This window comes from Polymorphobacter multimanifer, from assembly GCF_014205635.1.
GTDB lineage: Bacteria > Pseudomonadota > Alphaproteobacteria > Sphingomonadales > Sphingomonadaceae > Sandarakinorhabdus > Sandarakinorhabdus multimanifer.
This window is the reverse complement of record NZ_JACIIV010000063.1, coordinates 1-3,481: the sequence shown is the minus strand read 5'-3', so window position 1 is coordinate 3,481 and position 3,481 is coordinate 1. Positions and strand designations below refer to the sequence as shown.

Sequence of the window (3,481 nt, the reverse complement as noted above, 5' to 3'; positions counted from 1 at the left end):
ATCAACTCAGGCTTCGTAAGCTGCTCAAGTTCCTCGCGATTCATGGATAGTGTGAATCATAGACGCGACCCCTTGGCAAGGGGGTGGGTAATTACGCCGTTATCTCATTGTGTATGTCAGTAATCAGTACGATGCGGTCCGGAAACGGAATGCTTACCCAAACCTTTCGGTCTTGATAATCCATGATTTTAGCGATGAAGTTAATGTCAGGCTGCGGTTCAGGTGCCGACGGGGGGCTTGTTAGAGGAAACAGGCCAATCGCGCCTGAAGTTAACTTCACCACCCTAGGCGCCCAGGCGGATACAGCAACATTGACTGACAAACGATATTATGCACGTTCAATACTTTTCGTACAAGGGTTGGCAGAGTTCTTAACTGTTTTGAGCCCCAATCTCCACCTGCGCAGCGTGTCAGCCATGGAGAGCTTTTTGATATGGTCCGCCTAATGCAGCAACAACATCAAAGCCGTAGTCAAGTTGTTTGACCGTTTTCAGCTTTCGGCTGAGAGGGTGTGCGCCACCATATCCACCGGTGACGGTCTGCGGGGAGTGGCCAAAAAGGGCTCCAATGTCTTCGTCTGCGACGCCGTGCGACCTCAAATTGGCGGCAACAGTATGCCTCCACACATGAGTTGCTCTGCCCTCTTTCCAAAGCCCAAACGCCCTTAGGTACGGGGTCCAGAATTTTGTCATTCCATCGCTAGATCGCCCCTCTCCCAAACGAAACTCAACAAAAACGCGAGCGGTCTTGGCCTTCGCCCGCGCGTTAACAAACTCTCGGAGCCCTAGCTTGATGAGCTGAGGTAGAATCGGAATGTCCCTCACTGAGGCATCATTTTTCGTCGTTTTAACTCGTTTTCCGCTTCCGTCCTCGAGACGAACCTTGAGATGTGGGATGGGGTCTGAAAAGTCGAAATCTTCAGGCACTAGCTGCGCGAGCTCGCCGGCGCGGAGCCCTGTGTGCATCAGTAGCACTACGGACCACCACCGGCCGTCCCGTCGATGACAATCGCCAGGCTGCCTTGGCCGATGAACTGAATGACATCCTGCAAAGAGAGGAGTAACAAACAGATGTTGCAACTCACCCTGTGAAAATGGCTCTGGTGTGCGCTTTTGCTCCCCTTTCCGCCGGGCAATATTTAAGCCTGCCGCTGGATCTGACGGAATCAAGCCTTCTTCGGTCGCATGTGAAAACAGCGTTTTGGCATAATTCCAATAGCGTATCGCGGTGTCGGATTTGATCCGACGCTCGGGATCCTTTGTAAGTCGTTGCTGAAACGATGAGGACTTGCCTTGCATCTTCGTCGTCAGGCGGCAGATATCATCTCTGAATCCGCGAAGTTGTTCTTTCGAAATACTTGCCAACAGCCTATCTTCGCCAACCTGTTCCAGCATCCAACGCATGACCCGCGCAAATTCTTCAAGCTGGGAATGGCCAAGTCCCCTACTTGTCATCCACTCTACATGCCCGGCGATCGCTTGATTCAGCGTTACGCCCGTGACTATCGGCTGAAAAACTGATAAAGTAGGGTGCTCCTGAAGCCTATGGACTTGAAAAAGCTCATCTGTGGAATGAAAACTACTCGCAGGTTTTTTCAATAAATGAATCAACCGGTCCAATTGCGCTCGTTCAGCGCGAGCCGTAAGCTGCAGAGCGACCCGTCGCAGATCCAGCGGAAGTTCACCAAACTCATTGCCCACTGAGGCTATCAGCTCTGTTGCCCGGCGCAGGATTACACCATCAAATTCGCTGCGGACAAGCTGTTGGTCAATTTCAGCCATGCGACGCCGGCTTTCTTCAACGTTAAATTCAATGTCCTCGTCGAAATGATCGATGCTCAGCTGCCTCGGCTGATCGACATCCTTCGCCATGCGATCGAAAAACTCGACGGCAGCCTGCTCAAGGTCATGGCGGGTGGGTGCAGGTTTGTTGCTCAACGCTTCCATCGTCATTCTGAACCACGACGTCGCCAGAAGACATCTTTGGCGAGCCTCGTTCGGATTGACAGTATGCAGCGAGCGCCGCAGCTCTACCATCCCTAAGACTGACACAAGAGGAGTGGGAATGCGAAAGCGCACCATATAGACCGCGCCGCGTCGGACCAAGTGGAGCGGTCGGTTACCGGACATGGCATGCGCTGTGGATCGGCCCTGTGTCGCACTTTCGAGCGCACGGGTTAGTACCCGACGGGTAAGCGCCTGAGGTGAAATGATTTTCGGAGAATTTGGTGCACCCGACAGGATTCGAACCTGTGACCCCTGCCTTCGGAGAGCAGAGAATATGGGCAATTGCATACGTTAGTGATCATCTAAACCACTGATAATTATAGGATCAATGTTTAACATTGTCTGCTAATCTCCACCCATGTATTCCGTACTTTTTCCGTACGGCAAAATTGAGGGTCGATGGCGATGGCGCTGGATCTGAGCAGGGTGAAGGATAGGGACGGGCTAAAGGTCCAGCGCGAGCCGCACTGGCAGCGTCTCAGGGCCGGATGTTTTCTCGGCTATCGCCGCTCCAAACAGGGCGCCAAGGGAACGTGGATCGCCCGCATCTACGATGCCGAAACCTGCAAGTACCAACTCAAGACACTCGGCGACTTTGGCGCGCTGGCGGGCAATGAAATGTTCGCCGCCGCCAAGAAGGAGGCCGAAGCTCTTGCGGACCTCGTGGAAGCGGGCGGCGAAGTCCGCCCCGAAGTGGAAACGGTCGCGGATGCCTGCCGGGAATATGCAAAGGACCGACCGGAGGCCGGGCAGCGCTTCGAACGCTATGTCTATCGCGACGCTATCGCCAATGTGAAGCTCGAGAAGCTTCGCCGGCGACATCTGTTGGACTGGCGCACCCGCCTCGAAAAAACGCCCGCAGCGGTCAGCCGCAACAAGTCAGGACCGAAACTCACGCGAGCCCGCGCGCCGTCAACGCTCAACCGCGACATGGCGATCCTGCGAGCTGCTCTTCGCAAGGTAAAGGTGCACGGCACGCCAAACACCGAAGCGGCGTGGCAAGAGGCTTTGCAGTCGATCAAGAAGGCTGACCGGCGGCGAACGCTATACCTTAGCCGGGAACAGCGGCGAGCATTGCTCGCAGTGATTGACGCCGATGCGGCACCGTTCGTGCAGGCGCTGTGCCTGTTACCCTTGAGGCCAGGCGCGTTGGCATCGCTCACTGCCAGTGACTTCGACAAACACACGGCGGAGTTGACCGTAAGCAAGGACAAGGCGGGCGAATCGCGGCGGATCAAGCTGCCAGCGGAAGCCAGCAAATTGCTTGCGTCGCAGCTCCAGGACAAGCTCCCGACAGCCCCGCTGTTCAGGCGCGCGAACGGTCAGCCTTGGAGCAAGGAAACTTGGAAAATACCCATCAATCGGGCCGTGGTGGCAGGAGTGTGCACGGCGGTGACAAACCAGGCCATTGGATCGTCGGCGGCGTGTCGATGAGGGCGGTGTAAAACCCGGCCATTGGTTAGGCTTGTCCCTTT

The 3,481-nt window shown here is 55.4% G+C and carries 2 protein-coding genes and 1 pseudogene; 1 reads left to right on the top strand and 2 read right to left on the bottom strand.

Features of this window, described 5'->3' with window-relative positions; genetic code table 11:
- Positions 1-410: 410 nt before the first annotated feature.
- Positions 411-1,952 carry a tyrosine-type recombinase/integrase gene (locus tag FHS79_RS18390; protein ID WP_184203292.1) on the bottom strand — a complete coding sequence of 514 codons (1,542 nt, stop codon included), beginning with the start codon at positions 1,950-1,952 and terminating at the stop codon, positions 411-413.
- 27 nt (positions 1,953-1,979) lie between these two features.
- A pseudogene (locus FHS79_RS19495) lies at positions 1,980-2,129 on the bottom strand (DUF6538 domain-containing protein); the annotation flags it as partial.
- A 276-nt stretch (positions 2,130-2,405) separates the two neighbouring features.
- Here FHS79_RS19495 and FHS79_RS18385 point away from each other — a divergent pair.
- Positions 2,406-3,440, top strand: a complete 1,035-nt coding sequence (locus FHS79_RS18385; protein ID WP_184203290.1) for a tyrosine-type recombinase/integrase — start codon at positions 2,406-2,408, stop codon at positions 3,438-3,440.
- The last annotated feature ends 41 nt before the right edge of the window (positions 3,441-3,481 follow it).